The sequence below is a fragment of the Ruegeria sp. AL2 genome (assembly GCF_056540845.1).
On record NZ_JBQFXM010000018.1, the window covers coordinates 19,273 to 32,826 of the forward strand.

Genomic DNA, 13,554 nt, shown 5'->3' on the forward strand with positions numbered 1-13,554 from the left:
TTCCACAATTCGTGTTTTTCTCGCAGGCTGTCTTACGCCTGAACAGAGAGGTCTTGCGCAATGGCAACTCAACATTCCAGATCAGTTGCACGCCTGATGATGGCACCCGCAGTGGTGCTGCTGCTTGGCTGGATGCTCGTGCCGCTGACGATGACCCTGTATTTTTCCTTCAAGAAGTATCTTCCCCTGCGGGGCGGTGATCTCGGATGGGTGGGTTTCGACAACTATATCCGATTTGTTTCGTCCAGTTCGTTCTGGCCCGCCGTTCAGGCAACGCTTGTCATTGTTCTCGGCGTGTTGGCGATTACGGTCATTCTGGGCATCCTGCTGGCGATGCTTTTAGATCAACCGATGTGGGGCCAGGGGGTGGTGCGCATCCTAGTCATTGCGCCATTCTTCGTTATGCCGACCGTTTCGGCTCTGGTCTGGAAAAACATGTTCATGGACCCGGTCAACGGGTTGCTGGCCCATCTGTGGCGCTTTTTCGGGGCTGAACCGGTCTCGTGGTTGTCCGAAGCTTCAATGACCTCAATTGTCATGATTGTGTCGTGGCAATGGCTGCCATTTGCGACACTGATCCTTTTGACCGCAATCCAGTCGCTGGACAGTGAGCAACTGGAAGCTGCTGAAATGGACGGTGCGCCGCCGCTCAAGCGGTTCTACCACATCATTCTGCCGCACCTGAGCCGTGCAATCACAATCGTAATCCTGATCCAGACAATCTTTCTGCTTTCGATCTTTGCCGAGATTTTCGTCACCACAGGTGGCGCGTTCGGCACCCGTACACTCACCTACCTGATCTTCCAGCGCGTTTTGGAAAGCCAGAATATCGGTCTCGGATCAGCCGGAGGTGTCTATGCAATCATTCTCGCCAATATCGTTGCGGTCTTCCTGATGCGCATTGTCGGCAAGAACCTGGACGCGTGAGGAGATAAAACCATGGCCCGCTCCGTCACAATCCAACGCAAGTCGCTGAACACAGCCCTGGCTTGGGCCGTCGGTCTGCTGATCTTTTTCCCGATCCTCTGGACGATCCTGACCAGCTTCAAAACCGAAGCGCAGGCCATTGCGAGCCCGCCACTGTTCCTGAACTTTGACTGGACGCTTGAGAACTATGCTGTCGTACAGGAACGCTCGAATTACATGCGTTTCCTTTGGAACTCGGTCATCATTGCAGGTGGGTCAACCCTGTTGGGTGTGATCATTGCCGTACCGGCAGCATGGGCAATGGCGTTCGTTCCTTCGAAACGAACAAAGGACATTCTGCTTTGGATGCTCTCTACCAAGATGTTGCCGGCAGTCGGTGTCCTTTACCCGATCTACCTGCTGTTCATCCGTCTGGGGCTGCTTGATACACGAGGTGGACTGGTCGTCGTGTTGATGCTGATCAACTTGCCGATCATCGTCTGGATGCTCTACACCTACTTCCGTGAAATTCCCGGTGAAATCCTTGAAGCCGCACGGATGGACGGGGCGACACTGAAAGAGGAAATCCTGCACATCCTGACACCCATGGCTGTACCGGGCATCGCTTCGACTGTTTTGCTGAACTTCATTCTTGCCTGGAACGAGGCGTTCTGGACCCTCAACCTGACAGCCGTTGACGCGGCCCCGCTGACCGCATTTATCGCCAGCTATTCCAGCCCCGAGGGCCTGTTCTTTGCCAAGCTCAGCGCGGCTTCGACAATGGCGATTGCACCGATCCTGATCCTTGGCTGGTTTAGCCAGAAACAACTTGTCCGCGGCCTGACTTTTGGCGCTGTGAAATAAGGAAAACTTATCATGGGACGTATTCAACTCAGGTCCGTGACCAAAAGCTTTGGCGACGTGCAGGTTATCCCGCCACTGGATCTGACCATCGAAGACGGAGAGTTCACGGTGTTCGTCGGGCCATCGGGTTGCGGCAAGTCCACTTTGCTGCGTCTGATTGCGGGGTTGGAGGACATCACGTCAGGTTCCATCGACATTGACGGGGCCGACGCGACAAACGTACCACCCGCAAAACGCGGTCTGGCGATGGTGTTCCAGTCCTATGCCTTGTATCCGCACATGTCCGTTCGCAAGAACATCGCCTTTCCCTTGCGCATGGCAAAACTGGATCAGGCCGAAATCGACAAACGTGTGAAAGGGGCCGCGCAGGTTCTGAACCTGACCGACTATCTGGATCGCCGCCCCGGCCAGCTGTCCGGTGGCCAGCGTCAGCGCGTTGCTATCGGGCGTGCCATTGTCCGTGAACCCGCAGCGTTCTTGTTCGATGAGCCGCTGTCCAACCTGGACGCTGCGCTGCGCGTTGGCATGCGGTTGGAGATCAGCGAGTTGCACGAACGGCTGGCGACCACCATGATCTATGTGACCCATGATCAGGTTGAAGCAATGACGATGGCCGACAAGATCGTCGTGCTTCAGGCTGGTGTGATCGAGCAGGTCGGAAGCCCGCTGGACCTGTATCGTACGCCACGAAACCTTTTTGTCGCCGGGTTCATCGGTTCGCCCAGGATGAACTTTATCGAAGGCGAAGAAGCTGCAAAACACGGCGCACATACAATCGGCATCCGCCCCGAACATATTGCTGTGTCCGAGAGCGACGGAACCTGGAGCGGTGTTGTAGGCGTGTCCGAGCATCTTGGATCAGATACGTTTTTCCACATACATGAAACCGGTCTGGCGGAAACAATCACGGTGCGAGCAGACGGAGAGGTTGGATTTAGGCATGGCGACCGCATCTACCTGACACCACGTGCCGACGTGCTTCATCGTTTTGACGCGCAAGGGCTGCGGATCGAATGAAGCGACTGGACGGAAAAACCGCGCTTATCACTGGTGCTGCGCGTGGAATCGGGCTGGCCTTCGCAAAAGCTTACGTCGCCGAAGGTGCGCGTGTGGCCATTGCCGACATAGATTTCGCGCGGGCGCAATCCGCAGCCTCGGAAATCGGTGACGCTGCAATGGCGGTCGAAATGAATGTTGTTGATCAGGACAGCATCGACATTGCTGTTGCGCGCGCAGTGGATCAGTTCGGCCAGATTGACATTCTGATCAACAATGCTGCCGTTTTCTCAGCAGCGCCAATCATCGAAATCGACCGCTCCGATTACCAGCGCGTTTTTGATATCAATGTTTCGGGCACCTTGTTTACAATGCAGACCGTTGCGCGGCACATGATCGACGCCAATGTCAAAGGCCGGATCATAAATCTGGCCTCACAGGCTGGTCGGCGTGGCGAACCTTTGGTCGCCGTTTACTGCGCCAGCAAGGCTGCCGTAATATCTTTGACGCAGTCAGCGGGGCTCAATCTGATCGCTCACGGGATAAATGTGAATGCGATCTCACCCGGTGTTGTTGATGGAGAGCATTGGGACGGCGTCGACGCCTTCTTTGCGAAGTACGAAAATAAAAAACCGGGGCAGAAGAAGCGTGAAGTTGCATCAGCGGTACCGTTCGGCCGTATGGGACGGGCCGAGGATTTAACCGGGATGGCGGTGTTTTTGGCGTCTGATGAAGCGGAATACATCGTGGCCCAGACTTACAATGTCGATGGCGGAAACTGGATGAGCTGATGACCCCTTTGGCGGACATAACACCGGTAGAGCTGTGCCTCGAACGCCTCGGATCGCTTCCTGCGGATGTCAAAATACCCGGATACCGGCGTGAAGACCTGACCCCTGGAATTGTTCATATTGGGCTTGGGAATTTTCACCGTGCGCATCAGGCGTGGTACATCCACAGGCTGATGCAAAAAGGGCAGGCCCTGGACTGGGCGATCATCGGGGCGGGCGTTCGGGCTTATGACGCGGACATGCGCGAAAAGCTGATTGGGCAGGACTGTCTGACAACTTTGATCGAGCTTGACCCGTCCGGTGTTTCGGCCGAAGTCATCGGTCCGTTGATGGACTATCTGCCCATTGAACCCGAAAATGCGCCTCTGATCCGGAAAATGTCCGATCCCGCCATTCGGATCGTGTCCCTTACCGTAACGGAAGGTGGCTATTTTCTGGATGCCAAGTCGGGTGTTTTCGACGTGGATCACGATGATATTCGACACGACGTGCAAAACCCGCAACAGCCTCGCACGGTCTTTGGTGCCATTGTGGCGGCACTTGGCAACCGCCGTGCCGCCGGGCATCTGCCCTTTACGGCATTAAGTTGTGACAACCTTCAGGGCAACGGTACTATCTTGCGCAACTGTGTTGTTGAACTGGCGCGCCGGACGGACCCTGATCTTGCGGATTGGATCGATCAGAACGGGGCGTTTCCGAATTCAATGGTGGATTGCATTGTTCCCGCCACCTCTGATCAAGTTCGGTCGCAGGCTCGAGCCCTAGGAATTGAAGACTGCGTTCCGGTGTCACACGAGAATTTCCGCCAATGGGTGATTGAGGATGATTTCTGCGCCGGGCGGCCAATGTTGGAGAATGTCGGCGTTACGATCACCAAGGACGTACACGCATATGAAACACTGAAACTGCGTATTCTGAATGGCGGGCACCAGATTCTGGCGAATGTGGGCGAGGTTCTGAACATCCCCACAATCTCGGACTGCATGAACGACCGGGAAATTTCGGCATTCTTCCTGAAAGTCCAGACCGAAGAAATTCTTCCTCATGCCAGTGCGGTTCCTAGGATGACACCGGAACAGTATCTGGATCTGGTTAAACGCAGATTTTCGAATACGGCTATTCACGATACCACGCGACGCGTGGCCTTTGATGGGTCTGCACGCCACCCCGGTTTCTTGCTTCCGTCCATTCGCGATGCTCTGGCCTCGGGTACATCTGTTACTGGGCTGGCGCTGGTTGAAGCTTTCTGGTGCCGTATGTGCGCCGGTCTGCGTGAGGATGGATCAGAGATTGCGTCCAATGATCCCATCTGGAGCGAATTGCAGAGTGCGGCCCTTGCCGCCAGGGGACGGCCCGAAAAGTGGCTTGAGGTAGCAAACCTGTACGGAAGTACTGGCCGTGAAACGCAGTTCGCAGAATCCTTCACACGCTGGTTGCCACGGATCTGGCAGCACGGATGCCGGTCGACGATCAAAAGCTATGTGAATGCGCTTTCCTGACGGTTGTGATCTCGGTTCAGGTGGTTTCTATCGTTTCGCTGGTCATGGTGATGGGAAATATCACGACAAAAAAGAATGAGTATTGCACTGTGCTAGCCGGTACCGGGTCATTTCGAGTGATCACGCGGCAGGGCAGGGCGGAACACCGCCAGCAGCGGCAGAAGACACAGAACAGCCAGACCATAACGGATCGCAAGCATGGTCATCGGTTCCACATAGGGCAGCGCCATCTTGGCAAAACTTTAGCCACCCGCCCAGAACAGCACGAACAGAACCGGTGCACCCAACCAGAATATCGATACCGCGCGGACCGAGGTCATCATCTACTCCAGCTTCGAAGATAACCGCCGAAGCATATCAAGGCACTGGGCCATCTGTTCGACCGAGACGTATTCATCCGGTTTATGCGCCTGATCGATTGATCCGGGACCGCAGACAACGACGTTCATCCCCAACTGCTGGAATATCCCGGCCTCGGTACCGAAGGGTACAACGTCGGCTCCGTTTGCCCCTGTCAGTTCCATCACAAGGTCACGGGCCTCGTTGTCGTCCTTTGGTTCTAGCCCGTCGACCTCACCGATAATTTCGGTCTTGATACCAGCATCGGGGTGAATAGCCTGCATTGCCGGGATCAGGGTTTGCGCGCAAAACCGGTGCAGTTCGTCTTTGACGTAATCCGCATCCGCCTTTTGCACTGGTCGCATCTCCCAATCGACCCGCGCCTTACCGGGGATCACATTATGGGCCACCCCGCCCACCAACGTACCGGTATTTATTGTCGTCCATGGTGGGTCGAACGGGCTGTTTGCCGGTGCTCTCCCTTGCAAATCAGCCTTCAGCGTCAGCAGTTTCGAGACGTATTGCACCGCGTATTCGACGGCGTTTACACCGCGCTCGGGGGCCGAGCCATGGCCTTCGAACCCGGTAAAATGCGCTGTATATTCATAGCAGCCCTTATGGCCCTCGATGATGCGCATCGAGGTGGGTTCCCCGATGATGACCACAGCGGGTTTGATCGCTTTCTTCCGCAGGGTCTTGGCCAAAGCCTGCGCGCCAAAACAGCCGATTTCTTCATCATATGTAAAGGCGAAATGCAATGGACGCTGAAGATCCAGCTTTGCGTAATACGGGGCCATGACGACTGCCGCCGCGATAAACCCTTTCATATCGCAGGTGCCGCGACCAAACCACTTGCCGTCCCGCTCCTCCATCACGAATGGGTCCGAGGACCAGTCCTGATCCGTAACAGGCACCACATCGGAATGGCCTGATAGGACGATACCACCGTCGCGCTTGGGGCCCAATGAGGCAAAAAGATTGGCTTTGGTGCCGGTTTCGTCATGCCATATTTCCACCTCTGCACCGCAATCGCTCAACCGGTCCGCGAGGTGCTTGATCATGTCCAGGTTACTGTCTGACGAAACCGTGGGGAAGCTGATCAGTTCGCCCAGCAGGGTCTTGGCGTCTTCGAGGGTGCTCAAGGCTTAGTCTTTCACAAAGAGCTTTCGCTCGATATTGCATAGGGCTTCAGCGGGGCCGTTTTCAGTGATAAGAATGGTTTCCGTGGTCTCAAGGCCCCAGCTGTCCATCCACAACGCAGGCATGAAATGGAAAACCATGCCCGGTTGCAGAATGGTCTCGTCTTCGGCGCGGATCGACGCTGTCCGTTCGCCCCAATCTGGCGGATAGCTCAGGCCGATAGGGTATCCCATGCGCCCCTCCCGTTCGAGTCCGTGACGGGCAAGAACCTTAAGAAAAGCGGTTGCAATGTCGCTTGTCCGATTGCCAGCCCGTGCAGCCTCTAAACCCGCCGCTATCCCTTCGATCTGCGCGCGTTCCGCGTCCCGCATTTCTGGCGGCGGAGTGCCAAGATAAACCGTGCGGCAAAGCGGAGCGTGGTACCGCCGATAGCAGCCTGATAGTTCGAAAAATGTTGCCTCACCCTTCTTCATCGGTGCGCCATTCCATGTCAGGTGCGCGGCTGTGGCATCCAGCCCTGAGGGTGTCAAAGGGACAATGGCTGGGTAATCCCCCCAATCATCCTCAACCCCGGTAATCCCGGCATGAAAGATATCTGCGACAAGGTCGTTCTTGCGCACTCCCACTGCAGCGCGATCAATGGCCGTTTGGATTACTTTTTCCGAAATCCGGGCCGCCTTGCGAATAAATACAATTTCTTCTTCCGACTTGATCAGACGCTGCCAGTTTACCAGTGCCGTCGCATCCACCAGCGTCGCTTCGGGCAATTCCGTGCCCAAAACCTCGTGTGCCTTTGCGGAATAGTAATAGTTCTCCATCTCAACGCCGATGCGGGTTGTACCCAGCCCGAGCGCGCGAATGTGGCCTGCCAGATCCTGCATAGGATGGCGTACGGTTGATTGAACGTAGTGGTCTTCATAGCCGCGAATGTTGTCCTTGGACATCCAGCAAGTGCGCAACCCACCCAATGCATCCATCTGGCGTCCCCACCAAATCGGCTCACCTTCCATGCCGAGCAATACGCCCTGATGCACGTAAAAGGACCAACCATCATAGCCAGTCAGCCAAGCCTGGTTCGAAGGGTCGGTGACAAACAGCAGCTCTAACCCCGCTTTTTCCATAGCGCTTCGGGTCCTGGCGATCCTACGGTCATATTCCGCCTGGCTGAAGGGGGCGTGTTCAATTGGCATGGCATCCTCGGAGGCTGAATCTGACATGTACTTGAGCGCAATCTTACCAATTTGTACACAAATGAACTTGTGAGCGATACCTGAACCGCGACTCCTGTTAGAAACCAATGGATTATCTGATGGGGCGATCCCGGTATGGGAACAGAGTAGTCGCACTCAGCATCGAAGGACGCCGTAGAATGGAGCGCTGGATGCACGCGAAGGTCCCAGTTCAGCGGATAGCGCGCTTCCGGAACCGCGCCAAAAGCCGTGAGTCACCGAGGGTCACGAAATAGCTCTTCAGACCTCATCTGATCGCGGTATTCACGGGTCTCTCGGCTATGTGTGCGGTTTTATGCTGCGCCAGAGCGAGGATCGGCATTTCTCCGCTGGATATGATTGCAAGATGGCAACGGTGGCGCCTGATTTCGTGGGTGGCATGGTGCGGGAGGTAGTTGTCCTGAGGCACAGTGAAGGCTCGCTGCCAAACCCCAGATGTCCAAGGACTCAACCAATGTTACACACTGCGCCCGCCTGTCGAGAGGCGGCCCCTTGTTTCGATGCATGTCGATCCAGTGCGCTCGACACCAACGGCACTCTCAATTCGACGCGTGCCGCGTCCCCCGTGGTGAACGAGGCAGAGTGTCAGAGCCTGCGCAACTCGACCGGTCAGGGGAATGCGCGCAATCTTTGGGGAATGGGTGCGTGGGGTGTGTTGGTGATAGTCCAAATCGCCGCATACGCCGCCATGTTCTATGGCGTGTTGGTTATGCATATCTCGCTGCTTCCTTACGTATTTCTGGTCACACTGACAGTCTTATTCTGGCTGGGTTACGATTGCATTCGCGATATGCGCAAGGATACTTCCTCAGCTACCGGTCAGAGATAGCTATCCATTCTTACCAAAATGACTTTGGGTCAACGAGAGTCGATATCTGTGGCCAAACTGCCGGAACCTGTGAAATGTTAGTGTCGCCCTTCGCGATTTCCTAGGGGCAGGGCGCTTTCAGGTTCATGACACACCCTGTCAACGGGGCATCATTCACGAAAGTCAGTGACAGAGCCGGTTGACAACAGGTTTTGTATTTTGGATACATTTGTCAGGGATATCGCAACGACCTGTATTGTTACTGAACGCTCTGACGACAAAGAGCCATGCGATTGTCTTGCCAAGTCCATTTCTGGGAGAAAATCATGAAACTCAATCTTCTGGCCGCAACCACGGCAATAGCCCTGTCGGGTGCCGTGGCACAGGCAAATACCCTGGTGTATTGTTCCGAAGGTTCACCCGAGGGGTTTGACCCTGCACTGTTTACCGCAGGAACAACCTTTGATGCCTCGTCGCATCCTATTTATAACCGGTTGCTGGAATTCGAAACCGGTACAACCAACGTGATCCCCGGCCTGGCTGAAAGTGTCGAGGCCAGTGATGATGGCCTGGAATACACCTTCAAGCTGCGCCAGGGTGTCAAATTCCATTCGAATGATGAATTCACCCCGACCCGCGATTTCAACGCCGATGACGTAATCTTCTCGTTCATGCGCCAAAAGGACGAGAACCACCCCTATAACCAAGTGTCTGGCGGCACGTGGGAATACTTCCAGGGTATGGGGATGCCGGATCTGGTCTCTTCTATCGAAAAGATTGATGACTACACGGTGAAGTTCACCCTGTCCAAGCCAGAGGCACCTTTTGTTGCGAATATGGCGATGGATTTTGCATCGATCATGTCAGCCGAATATGGCGATGCCATGATGGCTGCCGGCACGCCTGAGAAACTGAATACCGCACCCATCGGGACCGGGCCTTTCTCGTTCGTGGCCTACCAGAAAGACGCGGTGATCCGCTATGCCGCCAATGGCGATTATTGGAAGGAACCGGCGCAGGTCGAAAACCTGATCTTTGCCATTACGCCGGACGCGTCTGTTCGCTACCAGAAGCTGAAAGCTGGCGAGTGCCATGTGATGCCTTACCCGAACCCGGCTGACATTCAGGCGATGAAGGATGATGCAGACATCAACATGATGGAGCAGGAAGGGCTGAACGTCGGGTATCTTGCCTACAACACCACGATGGCGCCGTTCGACAACCCCAAGGTTCGCAAGGCGTTGAACATGGCGATCGACAAGCAGGCGATCATCGACGTGGTTTTCCAGGGCTCGGGCCAGGCTGCCAAGAACCCGATCCCGCCAACCATGTGGGGCTATAACGACGCCATCGCGGACGATCCATATGATCCCGAAGCGGCCAAGGCCATGCTTGAGGCCGAAGGCGTCTCGGACCTGTCGATGAAGGTCTGGGCGATGCCGGTTCAGCGCCCCTATAACCCTAATGCCCGCCGCATGGCCGAGCTGATTCAGGCCGATTTTGCCAAGGTTGGTGTGGGCGTCGAAATCGTCTCGTACGAATGGGGCGAATACCTGTCACGCTCGAAAGAACTGAACCGCGACGGTGCTGTTCTGCTGGGCTGGACCGGGGATAACGGCGATCCGGACAACTTCCTGGCCGTTCTGCTGGGCTGTGACGGTGTCGAAGCATCGAACCGCGCGCAATGGTGCCACCAGCCGTTCGAGGATCTGATCCTGAAAGCCAAGCAAAGCACCGATCAGGCCGAGCGGACCAAACTGTATGAAGAAGCTCAGGTCGTGTTTAAAGAGCAGGCCCCATGGGCAACCATTGCTCACTCGGTTGTATTCATGCCGATGAGCAACAAGGTGCAAGGTTACAAAGTGCACCCGCTGGGCGGCCACATCTTCTATGGTGTGAGCGTCGAGTAAGCCACCACTCACTCACCGGAGCCGCCTGTTTGGCGGCTCCGGCTTTCTTATTGAGGAGGTCGGCCTGAATGCCGGATCTGTCCGAATATCGTCAACTGGCACGGGACATGTCAGTCGACGCTGTTGCTCTTGTACCTGGCCCGAATTTCACCCGCGCTTTGGGAAAAGCTTTCATGAGCCACGAACGGCCCTTCGTGGTTGTTGTCCCGCCTGAGGGACAGGCCGCAGCGATTGTGCCCAATCTGGAACTGGCCTCATGGGATCTTGTCGGATTCGAGGGCGCTGTTTTCGATTGGCGCGATCAGACCGGTTATGACGATGCGTTTACCGCATTGGCCGCACAAATGCCGATCCGCTCGCTTGCGGTGGAAGGTCAGGTGATGCGGGTTTTCGTCTCTGCGGCGTTCACCCGTGCTTTGCCGGGCTTACGGATCGTCGACGGTGAACGCGAAATCTCGGGCCTGCGCATAATCAAGACCGATGAAGACATTGCTGCGATGCAGGCGGCCATCGATATCTCGGAACGTGCTCTGGGTCGTGTGATTGCAGATGTGCGTGTCGGCCAGACCGAAGAACAGATCGAGCAAGCCCTGATACAGGCGCTGTTTGCAGAAGGGGCCGAGTCACTGGCGTTTTCACCCATCGTAGCGGCTGGCGACAATTCGGCACGGCCGCATGGGAAAGCGCGCAACGACTACCAGATCAGGGCAGGCGACGCGTTACTGTTCGATTTCGGTGCCCGCAAAGATGGTTTCGCCGCCGACATTACGCGAACCTTCTTTGTTCAGGACGTGTCGGACGAGGGCAGGGAAGTCTACGACACCGTTCTGCGCGCCAACAAAGCCGGGTTCGAAGCCTGCCGCCCTGGTGTAGCGGCCCATGACATAGACGATGCGGTCATAAGCGTGCTCGAGGCCTCGCCATTTGCGGATCGTATTCGCACCAAAACGGGTCACGGGTTGGGTCGGGATGTGCATGAGGCACCTTATATCATGCGTGGGAATCATCAGAAAATCCTGCCGGGTATGGTCTGGACGAATGAACCAGGTCTGTATGCGCTCGAAAGTTTTGGCGTTCGCATCGAAGATGATGTGCTTGTCACTGAGGATGGCTGCCGGTCGCTGACCCATTTCCCCAAAGAGCTTACAATCATAGGTCGCTGATGTTTGGTTACTTACTCACCCGCATTGGCCTGTTCGTCCCGACCTTTCTGGGCGTGACGTTGATTTCATTCATGTTTATCCGGGTGCTACCGGGTGATCCGATCATCGTTATGGCCGGCGAGCGCGGCATGACTGAAGAACGCTACCAGGAAATGGTAGAAAAGCTGGGTTTCGACAAACCGGTGTTGCAGCAATACTGGGAATACCTTGCCGGAGTTTTGCAGGGCGATCTCGGCGAAAGCTTTGTCACCAAAAAACCGGTCTGGGAGGAGTTCTTTTCGCTGTTCCCCGCGACAATGGAACTTTCGCTCTGCGCCATGATCTTCGCCATCGCATTGGGTCTGCCTGCCGGCGTGATTGCGGCGGTGAACCGGGGGAAGTTTTTTGACAGGGCACTGATGTCTTCGGCATTGGTCGGATATTCGATGCCCATCTTCTGGTGGGCGCTGCTGCTGATCATCGTGTTTTCGGGCAATCTTGGCTGGACACCGGTGTCCGGCCGGATCGACCTGCTTTATTACTTCCCAAGTGTCACTGGCTTTATGCTGATCGACAGTCTTTTGTCCGGACAGGAAGGCGCATTCGGGTCGGCCGTTCGTCATCTGATCCTTCCGACGATTGTGCTGGGTACTATTCCGCTGGCCGTGATCGCGCGTCAGACCCGGTCGGCGATGCTGGAGGTTCTGGGCGAGGATTACATCCGCACCGCGCGTGCCAAAGGGTTGTCGCCGACCCGGGTAAACGGGCTGCATGCGCTACGTAACGCGCTGATACCGGTTGTCACGGTGATCGGGTTGTCGGTTGGTACGTTGCTGGCGGGGGCAATTCTTACTGAAACCATCTTCAGCTGGCCGGGCATCGGCAAGTGGATGGTCGACAGTATTTTCCGCAGGGATTACCCGGTGGTGCAAGGGGGTTTGCTGATGATCGCGGTGATCGTGATGCTGGTGAACCTGCTGGTCGATGTTTTGTACGGCATCATCAACCCCAAAATCCGGAGACGATGATGACCGAGCTTTCGTCGAACCAACCAATGGCTGAAAATCGTCCCAGCGCACTGCGAGAGTTCTGGTACTATTTCAGCGAAAACCGCGGTGCCGTGATCGGGTTGTGGGTTTTTGCCGCCTTTGTGTTCTGTGCGGCCTTTGCCCCTTTGTTGGCCCCCTATGATCCGACCGAACAGTTCCGGGACCATATCCTGCAACCCCCTGCCTGGCAGGAAGGCGGAAGCTGGGCCTTCCCGTTGGGCACCGATCCATTGGGCAGGGATATGCTGTCGCGGCTGATCATGGGTTCACGCTATTCCTTCTTTGTGGGGATCGTTGTGGTCTGTGTTGCCGTAACGGGCGGCGTAATGGTCGGCCTTCTGTCGGGTTTTGCGCCCAAATGGGTTGATACGTTGATTATGCGGGTGATGGACATCGTCCTGGCTTTCCCGTCTCTGCTGCTCGCCCTTGTTCTGGTCGCCATTCTGGGCCCATCACTGACCAATGCGATGATTGCTATCGCCATCGTGTTTCAACCGCATTACGTGCGCCTGACCCGCGCGTCGGTTCTGGCGGAACGGCAGAAAGACTATGTGACCTCGGCTCGTGTGGCCGGTGCTGGCAAGTCGCGGCTGATGTTCATCACGGTATTGCCCAACTGTCTGGCGCCAATCATCGTTCAGGCGGCCCTGTCTTTTTCGACTGCCATTCTGGACGCGGCGGCCCTTGGGTTTCTGGGCATGGGCGCGCAGCCCCCCACACCAGAATGGGGCACCATGCTGGCTGAAGCGCGCGAGTTCATCCTGCGCGCATGGTGGGTTGTAACCTTCCCCGGTCTCGCGATTCTGGTCACCGTGCTTGCCATCAATCTGATGGGTGACGGGTTGCGGGATGCGCTGGACCCGAAACTGAAACGGAGCTGA

13 protein-coding genes are annotated in these 13,554 nt (G+C 56.0%); 10 read left to right on the forward strand and 3 right to left on the reverse strand.

The window, feature by feature from the left end; translation table 11 throughout:
• Positions 1-60: 60 nt before the first annotated feature.
• From ACR0ID_RS16980 to ACR0ID_RS17000, 5 genes are read left to right on the forward strand one after another with little or no spacing between them, the layout of a single operon-like run.
• A complete protein-coding gene (locus tag ACR0ID_RS16980; protein ID WP_480477633.1) occupies positions 61-927 on the forward strand; it encodes a carbohydrate ABC transporter permease in 867 nt (288 codons plus the stop codon).
• Positions 928-939: 12 nt separating this feature from the next.
• Positions 940-1,770, forward strand: a complete 831-nt coding sequence (locus ACR0ID_RS16985; RefSeq protein ID WP_480477631.1) for a carbohydrate ABC transporter permease — start codon at positions 940-942, stop codon at positions 1,768-1,770.
• A 12-nt stretch (positions 1,771-1,782) separates the two neighbouring features.
• A complete protein-coding gene (locus ACR0ID_RS16990; RefSeq protein WP_480607256.1) occupies positions 1,783-2,787 on the forward strand; it encodes an ABC transporter ATP-binding protein in 1,005 nt (334 codons plus the stop codon).
• Complete coding sequence (locus tag ACR0ID_RS16995; RefSeq protein ID WP_480520850.1) at positions 2,784-3,557, forward strand: L-iditol 2-dehydrogenase; 774 nt, start codon at positions 2,784-2,786, stop codon at positions 3,555-3,557. Before ACR0ID_RS16990 ends, ACR0ID_RS16995 begins: the two co-directional genes overlap by 4 nt.
• Entirely contained in the window at positions 3,557-5,056 is a 1,500-nt protein-coding gene (locus tag ACR0ID_RS17000; RefSeq protein WP_480607258.1) for a mannitol dehydrogenase family protein, read from the forward strand. The genes ACR0ID_RS16995 and ACR0ID_RS17000 overlap by 1 nt, the downstream gene beginning before the upstream one ends.
• Positions 5,057-5,163: 107 nt before the next feature.
• On the opposite strand, the gene ACR0ID_RS17005 is transcribed toward ACR0ID_RS17000, so the two are convergent.
• The 3 genes from ACR0ID_RS17005 to ACR0ID_RS17015 form a co-directional block, all read right to left on the reverse strand.
• The gene (locus ACR0ID_RS17005) at positions 5,164-5,286 is read right to left on the reverse strand and encodes a hypothetical protein (RefSeq protein WP_480607261.1); all 123 of its coding nucleotides are present in this window, start codon (positions 5,284-5,286) and stop codon (positions 5,164-5,166) included.
• A 93-nt stretch (positions 5,287-5,379) separates the two neighbouring features.
• Complete coding sequence (gene argE, locus ACR0ID_RS17010) at positions 5,380-6,537, reverse strand: acetylornithine deacetylase (RefSeq protein WP_480607264.1); 1,158 nt, start codon at positions 6,535-6,537, stop codon at positions 5,380-5,382.
• A gap of 3 nt (positions 6,538-6,540) precedes the next feature.
• Positions 6,541-7,752 carry a M24 family metallopeptidase gene (locus ACR0ID_RS17015; protein ID WP_480607267.1) on the reverse strand — a complete coding sequence of 404 codons (1,212 nt, stop codon included), beginning with the start codon at positions 7,750-7,752 and terminating at the stop codon, positions 6,541-6,543.
• Positions 7,753-8,218: 466 nt separating this feature from the next.
• On the opposite strand from ACR0ID_RS17015, the gene ACR0ID_RS17020 reads away from it, so the two are divergent.
• The 5 genes from ACR0ID_RS17020 to ACR0ID_RS17040 all read left to right on the forward strand — a co-directional run bounded on the left by ACR0ID_RS17020 (position 8,219) and on the right by ACR0ID_RS17040 (position 13,554).
• Entirely contained in the window at positions 8,219-8,593 is a 375-nt protein-coding gene (locus ACR0ID_RS17020) for a hypothetical protein (protein ID WP_480607269.1), read from the forward strand.
• Between the two features lie 305 nt (positions 8,594-8,898).
• Positions 8,899-10,482, forward strand: coding sequence for an ABC transporter substrate-binding protein (locus tag ACR0ID_RS17025; RefSeq protein WP_480495867.1), 1,584 nt, complete (start codon positions 8,899-8,901; stop codon positions 10,480-10,482).
• Between the two features lie 68 nt (positions 10,483-10,550).
• Complete coding sequence (locus ACR0ID_RS17030; RefSeq protein WP_480607272.1) at positions 10,551-11,645, forward strand: M24 family metallopeptidase; 1,095 nt, start codon at positions 10,551-10,553, stop codon at positions 11,643-11,645.
• Entirely contained in the window at positions 11,645-12,652 is a 1,008-nt protein-coding gene (locus ACR0ID_RS17035; RefSeq protein WP_480477613.1) for an ABC transporter permease subunit, read from the forward strand. Before ACR0ID_RS17030 ends, ACR0ID_RS17035 begins: the two co-directional genes overlap by 1 nt.
• Positions 12,652-13,554, forward strand: coding sequence for an ABC transporter permease subunit (locus ACR0ID_RS17040; RefSeq protein ID WP_480488831.1), 903 nt, complete (start codon positions 12,652-12,654; stop codon positions 13,552-13,554). The genes ACR0ID_RS17035 and ACR0ID_RS17040 overlap by 1 nt, the downstream gene beginning before the upstream one ends.

Coding starts and splice junctions, on each gene's coding strand:
- ACR0ID_RS17040 (WP_480488831.1), top strand. CDS start 12,652: ATGACCGAGCTTTCGTCGAACCAACCAATGGCTGAAAATCGTCCCAGC.
- ACR0ID_RS17015 (WP_480607267.1), bottom strand. CDS start 7,752: ATGTCAGATTCAGCCTCCGAGGATGCCATGCCAATTGAACACGCCCCC.
- ACR0ID_RS17030 (WP_480607272.1), top strand. CDS start 10,551: ATGCCGGATCTGTCCGAATATCGTCAACTGGCACGGGACATGTCAGTC.
- ACR0ID_RS16985 (WP_480477631.1), top strand. CDS start 940: ATGGCCCGCTCCGTCACAATCCAACGCAAGTCGCTGAACACAGCCCTG.
- ACR0ID_RS16990 (WP_480607256.1), top strand. CDS start 1,783: ATGGGACGTATTCAACTCAGGTCCGTGACCAAAAGCTTTGGCGACGTG.
- ACR0ID_RS17020 (WP_480607269.1), top strand. CDS start 8,219: ATGTTACACACTGCGCCCGCCTGTCGAGAGGCGGCCCCTTGTTTCGAT.
- ACR0ID_RS16980 (WP_480477633.1), top strand. CDS start 61: ATGGCAACTCAACATTCCAGATCAGTTGCACGCCTGATGATGGCACCC.
- ACR0ID_RS17005 (WP_480607261.1), bottom strand. CDS start 5,286: ATGGCGCTGCCCTATGTGGAACCGATGACCATGCTTGCGATCCGTTAT.
- ACR0ID_RS17000 (WP_480607258.1), top strand. CDS start 3,557: ATGACCCCTTTGGCGGACATAACACCGGTAGAGCTGTGCCTCGAACGC.
- ACR0ID_RS16995 (WP_480520850.1), top strand. CDS start 2,784: ATGAAGCGACTGGACGGAAAAACCGCGCTTATCACTGGTGCTGCGCGT.
- ACR0ID_RS17035 (WP_480477613.1), top strand. CDS start 11,645: ATGTTTGGTTACTTACTCACCCGCATTGGCCTGTTCGTCCCGACCTTT.
- ACR0ID_RS17025 (WP_480495867.1), top strand. CDS start 8,899: ATGAAACTCAATCTTCTGGCCGCAACCACGGCAATAGCCCTGTCGGGT.